The sequence below is a fragment of the Rhizobium sp. 768_B6_N1_8 genome (genome assembly GCF_051811225.1).
Classification (GTDB): domain Bacteria; phylum Pseudomonadota; class Alphaproteobacteria; order Rhizobiales; family Rhizobiaceae; genus Rhizobium.
Genome location: NZ_JBPWPV010000001.1, coordinates 2,181,504 through 2,193,559, shown reverse-complemented (window position 1 = coordinate 2,193,559; position 12,056 = coordinate 2,181,504). Strand labels below are relative to the sequence as shown.

Annotated in this window: 16 protein-coding genes; 6 read left to right on the top strand and 10 right to left on the bottom strand. The window is 59.1% G+C overall.

Going from position 1 to position 12,056, the window contains the following annotated elements:
• Positions 1–12 precede the first annotated feature (12 nt).
• A complete protein-coding gene (locus AB8B33_RS11195) occupies positions 13–462 on the top strand; it encodes a DUF4168 domain-containing protein (RefSeq protein WP_310388537.1) in 450 nt (149 codons plus the stop codon).
• Between the two features lie 193 nt (positions 463–655).
• Here AB8B33_RS11195 and AB8B33_RS11190 read toward each other — a convergent pair whose 3' ends face one another.
• Positions 656–1,420: an alpha/beta hydrolase family protein gene (locus AB8B33_RS11190; protein ID WP_439015420.1), complete on the bottom strand. Its 765-nt coding sequence runs from the start codon at positions 1,418–1,420 to the stop codon at positions 656–658.
• Positions 1,421–1,567: 147 nt separating this feature from the next.
• Here AB8B33_RS11190 and AB8B33_RS11185 point away from each other — a divergent pair, with 147 nt between their 5' ends.
• A complete protein-coding gene (locus tag AB8B33_RS11185; protein ID WP_439015419.1) occupies positions 1,568–2,122 on the top strand; it encodes an NUDIX hydrolase in 555 nt (184 codons plus the stop codon).
• A gap of 213 nt (positions 2,123–2,335) precedes the next feature.
• Here AB8B33_RS11185 and AB8B33_RS11180 read toward each other — a convergent pair whose 3' ends face one another.
• Positions 2,336–2,584 (bottom strand): hypothetical protein, encoded by a 249-nt coding sequence (locus tag AB8B33_RS11180; RefSeq protein ID WP_439015418.1) that lies wholly within the window; start codon positions 2,582–2,584, stop codon positions 2,336–2,338.
• 188 nt (positions 2,585–2,772) lie between these two features.
• The gene (locus AB8B33_RS11175; protein ID WP_439015417.1) at positions 2,773–4,368 is read right to left on the bottom strand and encodes a serine hydrolase domain-containing protein; all 1,596 of its coding nucleotides are present in this window, start codon (positions 4,366–4,368) and stop codon (positions 2,773–2,775) included.
• Between the two features lie 279 nt (positions 4,369–4,647).
• Here AB8B33_RS11175 and AB8B33_RS11170 point away from each other — a divergent pair, with 279 nt between their 5' ends.
• A complete protein-coding gene (locus AB8B33_RS11170; protein WP_439015416.1) occupies positions 4,648–5,124 on the top strand; it encodes a GNAT family N-acetyltransferase in 477 nt (158 codons plus the stop codon).
• An 86-nt stretch (positions 5,125–5,210) separates the two neighbouring features.
• On the opposite strand, the gene AB8B33_RS11165 is transcribed toward AB8B33_RS11170, so the two are convergent.
• Positions 5,211–5,957: a glucose 1-dehydrogenase gene (locus AB8B33_RS11165; RefSeq protein ID WP_439015415.1), complete on the bottom strand. Its 747-nt coding sequence runs from the start codon at positions 5,955–5,957 to the stop codon at positions 5,211–5,213.
• Between the two features lie 106 nt (positions 5,958–6,063).
• Here AB8B33_RS11165 and AB8B33_RS11160 point away from each other — a divergent pair, with 106 nt between their 5' ends.
• Positions 6,064–6,408 carry an ArsR/SmtB family transcription factor gene (locus AB8B33_RS11160; protein WP_439015414.1) on the top strand — a complete coding sequence of 115 codons (345 nt, stop codon included), beginning with the start codon at positions 6,064–6,066 and terminating at the stop codon, positions 6,406–6,408.
• 59 nt (positions 6,409–6,467) lie between these two features.
• Here AB8B33_RS11160 and AB8B33_RS11155 read toward each other — a convergent pair whose 3' ends face one another.
• The 5 genes from AB8B33_RS11155 to AB8B33_RS11135 all read right to left on the bottom strand — a co-directional run bounded on the left by AB8B33_RS11155 (position 6,468) and on the right by AB8B33_RS11135 (position 10,208).
• Positions 6,468–7,118 (bottom strand): LysE family translocator, encoded by a 651-nt coding sequence (locus AB8B33_RS11155; RefSeq protein ID WP_439015413.1) that lies wholly within the window; start codon positions 7,116–7,118, stop codon positions 6,468–6,470.
• A gap of 126 nt (positions 7,119–7,244) precedes the next feature.
• The gene (locus tag AB8B33_RS11150; RefSeq protein ID WP_439015412.1) at positions 7,245–7,967 is read right to left on the bottom strand and encodes an HAD family hydrolase; all 723 of its coding nucleotides are present in this window, start codon (positions 7,965–7,967) and stop codon (positions 7,245–7,247) included.
• Positions 7,968–8,067: 100 nt separating this feature from the next.
• Complete coding sequence (locus AB8B33_RS11145) at positions 8,068–8,820, bottom strand: SDR family oxidoreductase (RefSeq protein WP_439015411.1); 753 nt, start codon at positions 8,818–8,820, stop codon at positions 8,068–8,070.
• A gap of 136 nt (positions 8,821–8,956) precedes the next feature.
• The gene (locus AB8B33_RS11140) at positions 8,957–9,361 is read right to left on the bottom strand and encodes a cupin domain-containing protein (protein WP_439015410.1); all 405 of its coding nucleotides are present in this window, start codon (positions 9,359–9,361) and stop codon (positions 8,957–8,959) included.
• Between the two features lie 100 nt (positions 9,362–9,461).
• Positions 9,462–10,208 (bottom strand): SDR family oxidoreductase, encoded by a 747-nt coding sequence (locus AB8B33_RS11135; protein ID WP_439015409.1) that lies wholly within the window; start codon positions 10,206–10,208, stop codon positions 9,462–9,464.
• Between the two features lie 281 nt (positions 10,209–10,489).
• Between AB8B33_RS11135 and AB8B33_RS11130 the strand changes: the two genes are divergently transcribed.
• Together AB8B33_RS11130 and AB8B33_RS11125 are read left to right on the top strand one after the other, a co-directional pair.
• Entirely contained in the window at positions 10,490–10,843 is a 354-nt protein-coding gene (locus tag AB8B33_RS11130) for an ArsR/SmtB family transcription factor (RefSeq protein ID WP_439015408.1), read from the top strand.
• Positions 10,833–11,330, top strand: a complete 498-nt coding sequence (locus AB8B33_RS11125; protein ID WP_439015407.1) for an SRPBCC family protein — start codon at positions 10,833–10,835, stop codon at positions 11,328–11,330. The genes AB8B33_RS11130 and AB8B33_RS11125 overlap by 11 nt, the downstream gene beginning before the upstream one ends.
• Positions 11,331–11,426: 96 nt before the next feature.
• Here the strand turns inward: AB8B33_RS11125 and AB8B33_RS11120 are convergent, their stop codons facing one another.
• On the bottom strand, positions 11,427–11,810 hold the full coding sequence (locus AB8B33_RS11120; protein WP_113323535.1) for a VOC family protein: 384 nt from the start codon (positions 11,808–11,810) through the stop codon (positions 11,427–11,429).
• Positions 11,811–12,056 lie beyond the last annotated feature (246 nt).

Below are 12,056 nucleotides of genomic sequence, written 5' to 3'. Positions count from 1 at the left end.
AAAGGAATGACTATGATCACTCGTTACACACCCGTCGCAACGATGACCGCTGCGGTCTTCAGCCTGCTTGCTCTCAGCCCGGCATCCGCCGTGGACCTGGCCCAGGCGCAACAGCAGCCGCCGGCGCAGGGCCAGGCGCCGATGCAGGGGCAGACCGGAGACAATGGTGCAGCCGCCCCTGTCAGCGATCAGAAAATCGAGGCCTTTGCCGTTGCCTATCAGCAGGTCGACAAGGTCAGGCAGGAATATTCGGCCAAAATCGGCGCGACGAAGGACGAGGCTGCGAAGCAAAAGCTGCAGGAAGAAGCCAAAAAGCAGATGGTCGACACCGTCGAAGCCTCTAACGGCATCTCTGTCGAGGAATACTCGTCGATTCTGACGGCAGCACAGAGCGACCCGGCTCTCGCCAAGAAGGTTCTGGAAAAGATCGGCACCCCGCCGCCGGCGCAGCAGCAGCAATAGGGCTGCGCGCTTCTGCATAATCCTTGAATCGGAGAGGACTACGTCGAGGAGTACACCTCGATCACTGGGTCAAGGTCAGCACCATCCTGGCCTGGCTCCCCCCGATCGCCGCTGAGTATCGCTTTGCGCCTTTGGTACAGCGCGTCAACAAAGGGAGGAGCTACATCCCTGCTTGGCGGCCTAAGAACAGCGGTTACAAACTATCCAGGTAGTGATCGAGATGGTTCGACCACAATGCCGGCTTGTACATCAGGGCATGGCCCGCGGCCGCCGCAATGAACTTCCCCTGTCCGCCCGCCGAGCGGAACCTTTCGAAATTTCCCCGGCAGTGCTCAATCCGATAGTACTGGTCATGCGTGCCGTGCAGCCAGAGCGTCGAAATCCCGGCTGCTGCTCCGCGTTCGAAGATGGCCGGGTTGACGATTTCATGGTTGGCGCAACCTCTGCCAAGCCAGCCACCGTTGAAATTGACAGCGCCTTGGAAGATAGCCGGGCGCATGCCTGCATATGCGATCGACAGGATGCCGCCGCGCGAGACGCCCGCGATGACAAGTCGGCTCTGATCCACATCCGACCGCTCGCGCAGATGGCGCACGACAGCATCCACATCCTCAACGGCCCGCTCGAAGCCCGCAATCGCAATCTCGACATTGCAGGAATAGCCGGAACCATCAGGAGCAAGTCCCTCGCCATAGTCTCCGCCTGATTTGCCTCTACCCCGGCGTTGCGGAAAGAGGATCATCCAGCCCCGTTCGACGAAATGGTTTGCCACGACAGCCGGGCTCGCGGTTCTCGTATAGAAGGACTTGTTGTGGCCGCGCCCGGTGGAGCCATGGTTGAAGACGATGGTCGGATATGGTCCTTCGTGCCGGGGCCTGGCCGCAACAATTTCCAGTCGGGCATCTGGCTCTCCGGAGGGGATGAAATATTTCTCAAGCCTGGTGAGAGCTGTCGCCATCTGGATTCGCGCCCGATTTCCGCTGACGCAAACTCCCACAGGCCATTCGAAAACTGCAATGAATTTCGCAAGGCATGTGCCATGGCCGACGGGCGCGCATTGAACTAGTCTTCGGGATCGGAGAGTTCGAAACGGGAGAATTTTCGAATGGACGATGGCTGGAAGGTGGTTGAATCCAGGACGATCCTGCAGGATCGGTGGCTGAATTTGCGGGCCGACGATTGCCTGACTTCAGGTGGAGTGACGATCTCTCCCTATTACGTGATGTCCTATCCCGACTGGATCAATATCGTTGCGATCACCCCTGATGATCGCCTTTTGCTGGTTCGCCAATATCGACATGCGGCCGGCAAGTTCTTCCTGGAAATACCGGGAGGTGGCCTCGACGAGCGGGACGCGGATAGTGAAAAGGCAGCCCGTCGCGAACTGGAGGAGGAAACCGGCTACATTGCCCAGAACTGGCAATTGATCAGCACGCTTTACCCGAATCCGGCCTCTCACACGAACCGTCTTCACACCTATCTCGCAACCGGCGCCGAGCAAAAATATCAGCAACGCCTCGATGCGGGCGAGGAGGGCCTGACCGTTCATGCCCTTCCCATTGCGGAGGTGCTGGATGGGCTGCAGGCCGGCTTGATCGGCCAAGCGCTTCACGTGTCGTCCATCCTCCTGGCGCTCCGGGCTGCCGGACGGTTGGGATAATAGCCGACATGCTGGCGCGACATGGCAAGGTCGGGGAACGGGTCTTGCGATGGTCATGGAAGTCAGGCAGGCCGTGTGGAAACTCCGGTATGCCGTGTCTGGGTTTCACTCCGATCCGTAGCAAACCGGCTGCAATTTGTTGCCGTCGGGGTTACGTACATACGCGGCATGGCAACTAGGCGCCAGCGGTGGACATCAGCTTTAGAGCTTGTCTTACGGTTCGGTTGATGTCGAGATGAGGTGGTCCGCTAAGATCGCTTGAACAACTGCTTTCGCCCTGACTAGCGTGTCGGGCCTTTCTCCAAGGCTCATGCGGTCGATTTCAACATTTGCCAAGTAATTCACGACTTCGGCTTCCGGCACTCCTTCGCGAAGCTGTGCCGCAGCGTTTTTCAGATAACTATCATATTCATCTTCGAAGCCGGTTACATTATCGTCACGCCAGCTCCATCCTTCGGGCATCAATCCTATGGGGTCCCAAAGCGACCACCCGATGTCCCTCAGTCTCGATAGATTAGCCTTTGAAGACTGGGATGACGGCATACCTAACACTATCCATGTATTGATCGAGATGGTTCTTCCACAATGCCGGGCCCGCGGCGGCGGCAACGAATTTCCCCTGCTTACGTTGTATGTCACGAGCGAGCAGATCAAAGCCGGTCGAAGCGGAAATTGCGGATGCGACCGCTGTTCATCAGCAGGCCGTTCACCCGGCCGTCTCCGTCGCGGGTGAAGGTGAACCGGTCGCCATCACCGAGAAAATGGTCCGGAGCGACGGCTGTCAGTGTGATTTCTCGGGACTTCACTGATTTGAACATCAGACCCGCCTCCGTGACGTTCACCTCGTAGGGCATGTCGTTTTCGACCGGACGATAGGAGCCGGCCAAATCGGCAAGCTCTGTTGGCGAAGGCGTATATGCCGGCAATCGCCGGTATTGATATCCGCGCTTGCCGTCGAAATAGGACGTCAGTTCGGTCGCCGGCTCACCTTTCTCTTGCTCCAACTCGATCTCACTGTTGGGGAAATCGCTGAAACGGAAGCGACGATCATCGACTGCTTCAAGGGCATAGCCGTCATACTCGATGTCATAGCCGCCCAGCAACTTTCCATCATGCTCCGCGAGGCGGGCGACCCCGCCGCCTAGCCGCGCCTCGGCGTAATAGCCGGTCAGCAGTTCCAATGCATTCGCGTCGGGTTGCGGAAACGGGTTCGGCACAGGCGTTGATACCGGCTGCAACACATCCGCGAGATAGATATCGGCGATCTGTCGAACGAGATCGCTGGGTACGATCGACCCGAAATTCGCGAGGATCGCCACGGAGAAATGCTGCTCGGGAAAACGGATGATATCGGAGCGGAAGCCGGCATCACCGCCGGTATGTTCGACGATCGTTATGCCGCGATAGGTACCGATGCCGAGGCCCGAGGCATAGCCGATTTCACTGCCATCGTTCAGCCGGCCGCGTTTGAGCATCTCTGCGATGACATCCGGCCCTCCCACGCGCGCATGGTAGAAATTTTCGTCCCAAAGCGCGAGATCTTCGACTGTCGTCAGCAGGCTGGTCGCGCCCACAGTGTCGAAATTGGTGTTCGAGATCTCCACCCCGAACTCTGTCTTCACATAACCGTCGGCGACATTCCTGACGACCTCGGCATAGTTGTCGCGAAAGAACGTATTGCGCATGCCGAGGGGTTCGAAAATCCGGGCCGAGGTAAAGGCACGCAGGGACTGGCCGCTGACCGCCTTCACGACTTGTGCCAGCAAGGCATAACCCGTGTTGCAATAGAGATGTTCGTCGCCTGGCTGGAAATTCAGATCTTGCTGGCGGGAGACGACGGCGAGGATGTCGTCGTCGGTGATCAGGTCCTTGGAGTAACGCCAGCCTGCAAGGGCCAGCAATTCCCAATGATCGCGGATGCCGCTGGTATGGTGGAGCAGATGTCGTAGCGTGATCGGCGCGCCGAAATCAGGTAGGTCGGGCACGTATTTCCGCACGGCATCATCGAGCGACAATTTTCCTTCTGATGACAGCAGCAGGATTGCAAATGCCGTGAACTGTTTGGAGACGGATGCCGAATGGAAGACAGTGGACGGCCCGATCGCGATGCCATAAGCCAGATTGGCCATGCCGAAGCCGCGCTTATAGACAACATCCCCATCGCGTATGACCGCGACCGCGCAGCCGGGCGAATCTTGATTGTTCCAGGCCTCGAATAGTTGATCGACGCGTTCGGCTTCCGTCATCCGTCTCTCCCAAATCATTTTCATATGGCAAGGAAGCGGAGAGCTGAATCTTTCGATCGTAAGTTTGTCGAAGCATCACTATCCATCTTCGCACTAAACGCAACTATGGAGGGTCAATTCGATCCTTGCAATGGACGATCGTACATAGCGATGTGATTGCGACACCGCTCACGCTTCTTCTCCGCAGGCCATGTGAGACGTCGATTTCATGAACCGGGTCTGCTATCGATCGGCAGTTGTTGAGTCCCCGCATCCATGGTCCGTCTTCTCGTCACATATATGGAACAGCTTGCGCCCCCGCAGGGCGGTGCATTGTCGTCTCCGCTTGCGGCCGCCGGCATCGCGGAGGAGCGTCCTGATGCGGACGACTATCTCAGCCTCTATCAATCCATAGGGATGCCCCTGCAATGGGACGAGCGTCTCCGGATGACAAGGGAAGGGCTTCTGGCGTTTCTGCGCAGCCGTTCCACAGCGCTCTACATTTTGCGGCACGACGGACAATCGGTCGGGCTCTGCGAATTCGCAGGCGTGGGCAAAAGGGATGTGGAGCTGAAGCATTTTGGCCTCGTTCCCGAGGTCCAGGGCCGTCGTCTCGGACCCTATCTGTTGGATTGGTCCCTCAGGGCGATATGGGCTCATCGGCCTGATCGCGTGTGGCTCCACACCGACACCTGGGATCATCCTAAAGCCAAAGCCACTTACGAGCGCATCGGCTTCAAGACCTATGCCGAAGTCTGGGAAGAGTTTCCGGACTGATCCCGCCTCGCAAGCCAGCGCATGCACCGGCAACCGGGGCAGGCTGCGTGCTCCCTGAAAGAGCACGCAGCAGCATCAATCGTCAATCAGCGGAAACCGCCGGCGGCGACCAGTCGTTCGCCAGTCAGCCAACCGGCATCGTCAGAAGCGAGGAAGGTCGCGACCGTGGCGATATCGTTGGGCTGGCCGATGCGCGCGAGCGGGGTCTGTGCCACCGCGTTGTGCTCGAAATCCGATCCCATGACGCCTGCGGTGTGCGTACCTTCGGTCTCGACGATGCCGGGGAGGATGGCGTTGACGCGGATCTTGCGCGGGCCAAGCTCCTTGGCGAGCACGCCGGTGATGGCGTCCACGGCTCCCTTGGTGCCGGTATAGACGGCCGAGGCGGGGGGAGTGAGGCTCGTTACCACGGACGAGATGTTGATGACGCTGCCACCCTCGCCAATGTGTTTGACGGCGGCCTGGGTGGTCAGCAGCAGGCCCAGAACGTTCACGTTGAACTGGCGGTGATAGTGTTCCTCGGTGATCTCTTCGATCGCCCCGAATTCGTAGACGCCGGAATTATTGACCAGCACGTCCAGACGGCCGTATTCCCTGACTGCGGCGTCGATCAACCCTTGCGCCTGTGCCGCCTTGGAAACATCGCCCTGTACCGCGACGGCCTTGCCGCCGGCGGCAGTGATCGTCTCGACGACAGCGTCTGCACCCGCCTTGCTCGACGCGTAGTTCACCACCACCTTTGCACCTTCAGCGGCGAACGCCTTGGCAATCGCAGCGCCGATCCCCTTGGAGGCCCCTGTCACGACGGCGACTTTTCCAGCAAGCTTAGACATATCAATTCCTTTCGACCTGGATTGCCGCCGGGGTTGACGGCATTGTTCCATAGTTCAGAAATTCGGAACTGTTGATCTCGATTTCAAGTAGCCCTATATAAAATTCATGAGACCGCTTTTTCATCCAGCCGTCGAGGATTTGAAGCCGGAAGCGATCCTCTACGCGCTCTCCGATCCGGAGCGTGTGGCGATCTTCGCGCAAATCGCAGGCCTCGGCTCCAGCGGCACATGCACTGCGCTTTCCAATCTCGGGGGCCGAATCATCCCCAAATCATCGCTGTCGCAGCATATGAAAGTGCTGCGCGAGGCCGGGCTTATCCGGGGCGAGCGTCAAGGCGTGGAGATGCGCAACCATTCGCGCTGCCAGGAGGTGGATAGCCGTTTCCCCGGTCTCATCGGGGCCATCCTGAGCGCCTACGGACGGCCACCGGCAGCAACGAACGCAGGCTGATCACCTGATGACATCGCGGTCTGGCCGCCGCCAGCGACTTTCAAGGGAAGCCAGACGGGCTATTTTTTCTGATTGCCCGCAAAAGCGGCCGTCAAGCCAAGGCCGATGTAGACGAAGCCACTAACCCAGCGTTCAGCCTTGAGATAGACGGGACTGCGCTTTAGCCAGTTGCCGGCGGTGCCGGCAGCAAGGGCATAGGAGCTATCCGTCAGAACGCCGATCGCCGTGTAGAGAATCCCGAGAAAAGCGACCTGCATTGCCACATGGCCACGGTCGACCTCAACGAACTGCGGCAGGAAAGCCAGAAAGAACAGCGCTGTCTTCGGATTGAGGAGGTTGACTACAAAGCCCTCACGAAAGATGCGCATACGGCTGCGCGTCGGTAAACCTCCCTCGACGTCGGGAATGCCCGACGGGCCGAAGAGCTTCTTGAGGCCAAGCCAAATCAGGTAGGCCGCGCCGGCATATTTCACGACGCTGAAGGCGAGCGCAGACGATGCCAGGAGAGCCGACAACCCCACAGCGGCGGCGACGACATGAACAAGTGTGGCCGTGTGGATGCCAAGGATGGAAACGAGGCCGGCAGAACGGCCCTGCTCGACCGAGCGCGCGAAGATGTAAAGGACTGCGGGTCCAGGTACGAGAAGCAGCACGAGCGTGGCGCTGACGAACAGGCTGAGATTGGTTGCGCTGGGAATTGCCAAATCCATGATTGTCTTGCTCCGTTTCCTATGACAGTAACGATAGCATTGGGCTGCGTGCAAGGCGAGATATGCATATCCGACAGCGCGCCGCGCTGTGGTTCAGCTCGCCTCAATGCGGCTTTGGCTCCGCGCTTATGAGTCTGCGGCCCAGCCGACGAGGTCAATCAAACTGTTCGAGATCAATTCCCGTACAACATGAAGATCGGCCACTATGCATTCGCACAGGCCGGAAATATCTCGACCAGGCTGAACGAGGTCCGGCACCATGATGGTCATGGCTCCCGCACTCGACGCAGAAAGAACCCCGTTGCGGGAGTCCTCAAGTGCAACGCAATCACCAATGGGCAAGCCTAGCCGCTCAGCGGCCAGCAGATACGGGGCGGGGTGTGGTTTTCCCGCGATGTAGTCGCCATACGCAACAATGCTTTTGAAGCGACCTTGCAGGCCGGCTGCGGAGAGGTGCGCCTCTACAAGAGCCCGATTTGAAGGGGTGACAATGGCTGAAGGTATCTCTTCTGTTTCGAGGAGAGAGAGAGAGAGAGAGAGAGAGAGAGAGAGAATTTCCGGCAAGCCTGGCTTTGTTCGCAAATCCGTTTGAGCCATCTGTTCAAACAGCTCCGAAGCATGCCTCCAAAAATCCTCTAAAGGAGCGTCCTTTCCGAATTGCGCCAGCAAAAGTTCGCGAACAGCGGGAGCGGGTAAACCAATTGTTTCAAGATAGACGGATTGAGGCAATTGAAAACCGGCGTGTCGAGCAGCCGCTATCGTCGCATCGCGATACAGAGTTTCGGTGTCAAAAATCACCCCGTCCATGTCGAACAAGACGGCTGGGGGGATACGGGGCAGGCGCTTCATCTATGGATCTGACAAGAGCGAGGTTTCCTTGGTCGCATCCGTATTGCCATGACTGCCATGAAAACACAAAAGCGCTGTCAGCCTCGGGCCGGAATTGCCCCTAACTGGCCATGGACTGGTTCAGCCAGTCTTCGAACCTGACAGGACCGACATGGGCGAGGTGAAGCGGCAGCAATGTGTCGTCGTTCAGTTCGACGCCATAGTAGCGCGCGGTCTCGTCGGTGATTACCGGGCGCATGTCTTCGTTGGCTGCCACAAGCATGCGGGCGATCTCATCGAGGGCGAACTGCTCCGGTCCCGCTATTTCCACCGTATCGTTCACCGGAGGTTCCAACGCCAACCGGGTGAGCACCTCCGCGACGTCATCGGCAGCTATCGGCCGCACGGAGGCGGAAGGAAGCCGGATACCGTCATCACCTGCCGCCATGTCGATCACGCCGCTGATGAACTCGAAGAATTGTGTCGAGTGGATAAGCGTATAGGGGCGCCGGGCCGCCTTGATCAGGTTCTCCTGCACCATCTTTGCGCGGAAGTAGTCACTCTCGACAAGGCGAGGGGTCCCGACGATCGACAGGGCGAGATAGTGGCCGACCCCTGCATCTGCGGAGGCGGCCAGCAGATTTCGCGTGGAGGTCCTGAAGAACTCCAATGCGGAATTGTCTCCGAAGGATGCCGCGTTCGTGACGTCGATGACGGCGTCCGCTCCCGTGAGCGAGGTCCTCAGGCCTTCCCTCGTCACGCTGTTCACTCCGAAAGTAGGGGATGCCAGGACGACTTCGGCTCCCGCCTGTCGGAGGCTTTCAACGAGGCGCGTTCCGATGCGCCCGCTCGCTCCCATGACCGTTACTTTCATCGATCCCCTCCGTGTTTTCGCCCCTAACCTCGATCGCAACGATCAAAAGCTGGGACGATGCCGGCACTGGTTCGGCCGGCACCGCAAAATTCGAAACAAGCATACCGGTTCATCATCGGCGCTTGGGGCTGGGTGGTCATTTTACCGGCATCACCACCGGAGCGCCCTTTTTCTTGACCAGCACGACGATGAACTTCGCCGGTTTCGTCTTGCTCGCGTTACGGCTGATCAGGTGAATGTCGGAAGGGCCCTCGTAGAACGTCTCGCCTGGAGACAAGGTGACTTCCTTTCCTCCTTTGACCTGCATCACGATCGAGCCCTCAAGAACGTAGACGAACGCGTCCGCCTCATGCTTGTGAACCGGCGAGGAGCCTCCCGGCCCGTAATCGACCGAGATCATGAGCCCCTCCTTGCCCGGATAGTCCGGAAGGTCCTTGCTCATGAGCGATGTTACTTTTGCGGTGTCCTCGGCGGCGACAGCCAAAGTGCCGGAGAGACAGATGCTGGCTGACACCAGCAATGCGGATAGGGCAAAATTCATTGTCGTAACCCTCTTCGTTGCCGTGCGAAAATGCGTTTCGAGCCCGCAAGCCATTGAAAGATCGCGTTGCTCGGTTGCCGGGGGCCTCAAGCTATCTCGGCTATTGGGACCGGCGGAACCAATCTGCAAAGCCGATTTTGCCGAGCCTGGCACCCTCGCCGGGCACGAGCGAGCGATCATCCAGCTCGGCGCCGAAATAGCGCGCGTGAACATCCGCCTCGACTGTCCGCGGATCATTGATTGCCTTCAGGTAACGGCCGATGATCTCATTCATGCGGAAGCGCTCCGGACCTGCAATTTCGATCATCCCATTGATCGGCCTTGCAAGGGCAACATCCGCCACGATGTCGGCAACGTCGTCTGACGCTATGGGTTGGAACGCCGCAGGAGAGAGCCGGGCAACAGTCCCGACGGTCGCTTCATCGGCGATGCCCTTCAGGAACTCCATGAACTGGGTCGAATGGATGATCGTGTACGGGATCGGCGATCCCTTGACGAGCCTCTCCTGGGCCAGCTTGGCCCGGAAATAGCCGTTCTCCGGCAGCCGTTCCGATCCGACGATGGAGAGCGCGATATGGTGTTTCACGCCGGCGTCGCGTTCTGCGGCGAGCAGATTGCGGCCCGATGTCTCGAAGAAGTCCAGGACTGCCTGGTCTTCCCAGGACGGCGCGTTTGCGAGATCGACGACCACGTCGGCGCCGGCGAGCGCGCTCGCCAGTCCTTCCCCGGTGATGGTGTTGACCCCGGTTTTCGGGGATGCGGCCAGCACCTCGTGGCCCTTGTCGCGCAGGCGCGCTGCGGTCTTCGATCCGATGAGGCCGGTGCCTCCGATAAGTACGATTTTCATAACGGGTTCTCCTCCCGCGACCCTCTTGGGCCGGAGTTCCAGGTTACGATCGCGAAAGCCGACACAGCCGCGAGAAATTCCATGCTTGGATTAAGTGAAACACATCGACTGTCGTCGCCACGGTCGGCTTAGGCCGAGGGGCGATCTCGCATCGCGCGGGTATATTGTTCTCATATGAGATCGGGGGCAACCATAATTGGCGAAAGGCAGAGGCGCTCGATCAGGCAAGATCGCCCGGTCCCCTTGCGCGCCGATCGTCCCTGCGCTATACACTGAACCAAATGGTTCAGTATTCGAAAGCCCGCCTCGATGCCTCGTTTGCTGCGCTCTCGGACGCCACACGACGCGGCGTTCTGGAGCAGCTCGGACGTGCCGACGCGTCGATCACGGACCTTGCCGAGAAGTTCCAGATGACGCTGACGGGCATGAAGAAGCATGTCGGCGTGCTGGAACAGGCGGGGCTCGTCACCACGCAGAAGGTCGGGCGCGTGAGGACCTGCAGGCTCGGCTTGCGCCGGCTGGAGGAAGAGGCGGCATGGATCGAGAGTTACCGCCAGCTCTGGGACGCACGCTTCGACGAATTGGACAAGGTTATCGAGGAACTGAAACGGAAGGAGAAGGACGATGGAGAGTAAGCCTACCCCCATGAAGAACCCCACGACGGTGGAACGGACGTCCGAGCGTGAGCTCGTCGTTGTCAGAACCTTCAACGGCCCGGCACATATCGTGTTTGCGGCGTGGACCACGCCCGAGCTGTTCATGCGGTGGTGGGCGCCGAAGTCGATGGGCGTGCCCATGCTTTCCTGCGATATGGATGTTCGCGTCGGAGGTGGCTACCGTGTTGCGTTTGGCCACGATGCCTCGAGCGCCATGGAATTCTTCGGCAAGTATCTCGAAGTGATACCGAACGCTCGCCTGGTGTGGACGAATGAGGAAAGTGATGACGCTGCCATCACCACGGTGACCTTCGAGGAAAAAGGCGGCAAGACGCTGCTGGTGCTGCACGAACTCTATCCCTCGAAGGAAGCGTTCGACGCCAATTCCGGGGCGGAGGGCGGGATGCCCGAGCAGTTCGAGCAACTGGACGAGCTTCTCGTTGCTCTCGGCGCAGGAGGACCCTGACGTCGCCGATCTCGCGGACGGCGCGGCGAAGGCTGAGACAGTGCAGTCCGGCCTGAAGACCGACGCCCAATAAATTTCAGGGCCGCCGCTGCGCAGCTACTTTTTCGGCGGCTCGAACAATTCGATGGCATTGCCCGAGGGGTCGTCGACGAGGACCTGCTTGCCGCCAAACCCGGTGACGATATCGTTGCGAAATCTGGCGCCTGATGTCTTCAGGCGTTGGACCTCGTCTTCGATATTTTCGACCTCTATCTGGATGCGGTTCCATCCGCCGGGTTCGGGCCGGCGACCATCCGGCATCGGCTGGGAGGCGCCGCCTGGCCCCGTCGTGCCGTTCACGAGCAGGCGAAGATCGCCTCTGGTGAGCATGGCGAAGCTCGGAGCCGGATGCATGGTGAGCGCGAAGCCGAGCGACTGCGTATAGAATGCAATCGCTGCATCGACGTCGTCGACGATATAACGAACGCTGACGGTAGCCATATCAATTCCTCCTTCGGACAAAGTAGGGTGGTGGCAGCGGCAGCAAAGAGTTCGGCAGGAGTTTGGCCTGCAACCGCCAAGCGGATCGTCGGTTCATCGAAACATCGACCCATGGGAGAATATCTCTCGTCAGTGCAGTCGATCATGATCCGCGCCGCCATACTCAGAAGATACAGACGCGCTTCACGACATCATGGACCATTTGCGGGGAGACATCGAGAAGGTCGATGCGCCGCAACTGAAGGC

Excerpts from the sequence above, each read along its gene's own strand:
- AB8B33_RS11140 (WP_439015410.1), bottom strand. The coding sequence starts at position 9,361 with ATGAATTTTGCCCTATCCGCATTGCTGGTGTCAGCCAGCATCTGTCTC.
- AB8B33_RS11165 (WP_439015415.1), bottom strand. The coding sequence starts at position 5,957 with ATGTCTAAGCTTGCTGGAAAAGTCGCCGTCGTGACAGGGGCCTCCAAG.
- AB8B33_RS11125 (WP_439015407.1), top strand. The coding sequence starts at position 10,833 with ATGGAGAGTAAGCCTACCCCCATGAAGAACCCCACGACGGTGGAACGG.
- AB8B33_RS11175 (WP_439015417.1), bottom strand. The coding sequence starts at position 4,368 with ATGACGGAAGCCGAACGCGTCGATCAACTATTCGAGGCCTGGAACAAT.
- AB8B33_RS11185 (WP_439015419.1), top strand. The coding sequence starts at position 1,568 with ATGGACGATGGCTGGAAGGTGGTTGAATCCAGGACGATCCTGCAGGAT.
- AB8B33_RS11195 (WP_310388537.1), top strand. The coding sequence starts at position 13 with ATGATCACTCGTTACACACCCGTCGCAACGATGACCGCTGCGGTCTTC.
- AB8B33_RS11130 (WP_439015408.1), top strand. The coding sequence starts at position 10,490 with ATGGTTCAGTATTCGAAAGCCCGCCTCGATGCCTCGTTTGCTGCGCTC.
- AB8B33_RS11120 (WP_113323535.1), bottom strand. The coding sequence starts at position 11,810 with ATGGCTACCGTCAGCGTTCGTTATATCGTCGACGACGTCGATGCAGCG.
- AB8B33_RS11190 (WP_439015420.1), bottom strand. The coding sequence starts at position 1,420 with ATGGCGACAGCTCTCACCAGGCTTGAGAAATATTTCATCCCCTCCGGA.
- AB8B33_RS11160 (WP_439015414.1), top strand. The coding sequence starts at position 6,064 with ATGAGACCGCTTTTTCATCCAGCCGTCGAGGATTTGAAGCCGGAAGCG.
- AB8B33_RS11145 (WP_439015411.1), bottom strand. The coding sequence starts at position 8,820 with ATGAAAGTAACGGTCATGGGAGCGAGCGGGCGCATCGGAACGCGCCTC.
- AB8B33_RS11150 (WP_439015412.1), bottom strand. The coding sequence starts at position 7,967 with ATGAAGCGCCTGCCCCGTATCCCCCCAGCCGTCTTGTTCGACATGGAC.
- AB8B33_RS11135 (WP_439015409.1), bottom strand. The coding sequence starts at position 10,208 with ATGAAAATCGTACTTATCGGAGGCACCGGCCTCATCGGATCGAAGACC.
- AB8B33_RS11180 (WP_439015418.1), bottom strand. The coding sequence starts at position 2,584 with ATGCCCGAAGGATGGAGCTGGCGTGACGATAATGTAACCGGCTTCGAA.
- AB8B33_RS11155 (WP_439015413.1), bottom strand. The coding sequence starts at position 7,118 with ATGGATTTGGCAATTCCCAGCGCAACCAATCTCAGCCTGTTCGTCAGC.
- AB8B33_RS11170 (WP_439015416.1), top strand. The coding sequence starts at position 4,648 with ATGGAACAGCTTGCGCCCCCGCAGGGCGGTGCATTGTCGTCTCCGCTT.